This is a genomic window from Phenylobacterium sp. (assembly GCF_035944335.1).
Classification (GTDB): Bacteria; Pseudomonadota; Alphaproteobacteria; order Caulobacterales; family Caulobacteraceae; genus Phenylobacterium.
In genome coordinates this window covers 1-1548 of record NZ_DASZBG010000070.1, presented here as the reverse complement: position 1 = coordinate 1548, position 1548 = coordinate 1, and the positions used below count along the sequence as shown (strand labels likewise).

General features: G+C 69.5%; 2 protein-coding genes and 1 pseudogene. 2 read left to right on the top strand and 1 reads right to left on the bottom strand.

Features of this window, described 5'->3' with window-relative positions; translation table 11 throughout:
- Both VGT80_RS11585 and VGT80_RS11580 read left to right on the top strand, forming a co-directional pair.
- Positions 1–286 (top strand): annotated as a pseudogene (locus VGT80_RS11585) (TonB-dependent receptor); the annotation flags it as partial.
- A 10-nt stretch (positions 287–296) separates the two neighbouring features.
- Positions 297–953 (top strand): isoprenylcysteine carboxylmethyltransferase family protein, encoded by a 657-nt coding sequence (locus VGT80_RS11580; RefSeq protein WP_327455937.1) that lies wholly within the window; start codon positions 297–299, stop codon positions 951–953.
- Between the two features lie 9 nt (positions 954–962).
- Here VGT80_RS11580 and VGT80_RS11575 read toward each other — a convergent pair.
- Positions 963–1548 (bottom strand): HD domain-containing protein (locus VGT80_RS11575; protein ID WP_414693907.1); only part of this gene is annotated, 586 nt, incomplete at its 5' end.

The window sequence follows — 1548 nt, the reverse complement described above, 5'->3', positions numbered from 1 at the left end:
GCCGCAGGGCTTCCACGAGCCCTTGGTGCTGACCTTCCTGGGCTACCGCCACCAGTTCAACAAGGACTGGGCCTTCTCGGTCTCGGTGCGTGACGCGCTGGCTTCGTTCAAGGACACCCTGGTGATCGACACGCCGACCCTGAAGGACCGGTTCGAGACCCGCGTGAAGCTGCGCGCCGTCCTCTTCCAGGTCACCCGCAGCTTCGGGGCCGGCCCGCGAAAGGACACCGGCATCGACTACGGCACCACCAGCCTCGGCGCCGGCGCCGGCGCCTCGCCGCGTTAGGGGTCGCACCATGGCGGAAGCTGTTCAGTGGCTGGTGGAGGCCTTGGGATTCACGGCTCGCCCCTACGCCCTGGGCGGCGCATTGCTCATCGTCCTGTACGTCATCCAGGCCGAAGTCCGCTTCGGATCGAAGGCGCGCTCCGGCAAGGCCGGCGCGTCGGATCGCCGGAGCTCGCTGGTGCTCACGCTCGCCTCGCTGGTCCCCGTGGCCGGTCTCGTGACCGCCATCAAGCTGGCGCCGCTGGCCATCGCGCCGCGCCATCCGCTGCTCGCCGGCCTGTTCGGCGAAACCCTGCCGGGCCTGCCGGCGCTGGCCTGGGCCGGCGTCGTGGTCGGGCTCGCGGGCCTGGGCTTGCGCCTGTGGGCCGTGCTGACCCTGCGCCACCGCTACACCCGCACCCTGCTCGTGCACCAGGACCACGCCATCGAGCGCGGCGGCCCCTATCGGTTCGTCCGCCATCCCGGCTATCTGGGGTCGCTGCTCTGCCTGAACGCCGTCGCCCTGACGTCCGGCTCGGCGCCGGTGTTCATCGCCTCGCTGCTGGCGACGATCGCGGGCTACGCCTATCGAATCCGCAGCGAAGACCAGATGCTGGTCGCCGCGCTGGGCGCGCCCTATGAGGCTTACCGCGCGGAGGTGGGCGCCCTGTCGCCCCGGCTGCGCTGAGCGCCCGGCTCAGGCCGCGTCGCGCTTGTAGATCGACTGCTTCGGCGTCTCCATGACCCGCCGCATCATCGGCACGAAGGCCTCGAGCGGCATGGACTCATAGGCCGGATCGAAGCTGTTCTGGTCGTAGAGGTGGCAGAACTGGGCGCAGTGCTCGAAGTGCGGGTGCCCGCGGTACTGCTCGCGCAGGTCCCGGTCGAGGCCGATGTAGTGGAAGAAATAGTAGCCCTGGAAGACCCCGTGCTTCTCGACCATCCAGTGGTTGGCCTCGGAGACATAGGGCTTCAGGATCGCCGCGCCGAGCTCGGCGTGCGAGGCCGGCAGCAGGATGTCGCCGATGTCGTGCAACAGGGCGCAGACCACATATTCCTCGTCGCGGCCATCTTTGAACGCCCGCGTGGCCGTCTGCAGCGAGTGCTCCAGCCGGTCGACCGCGAAGCCGCCGTGGTCGTTATCCAGCAGGCGCATCTGATCCAGGATGCGGTCCACGTGGCGGCCGCGATGGGCGGCGCCGGCCCGGCCGATCGCCTGCCAGTCCTCCGCCGTCCCCTCGATCATCGCGGTGAACTTCGCCCTGTCTTGATGGACATGGGCC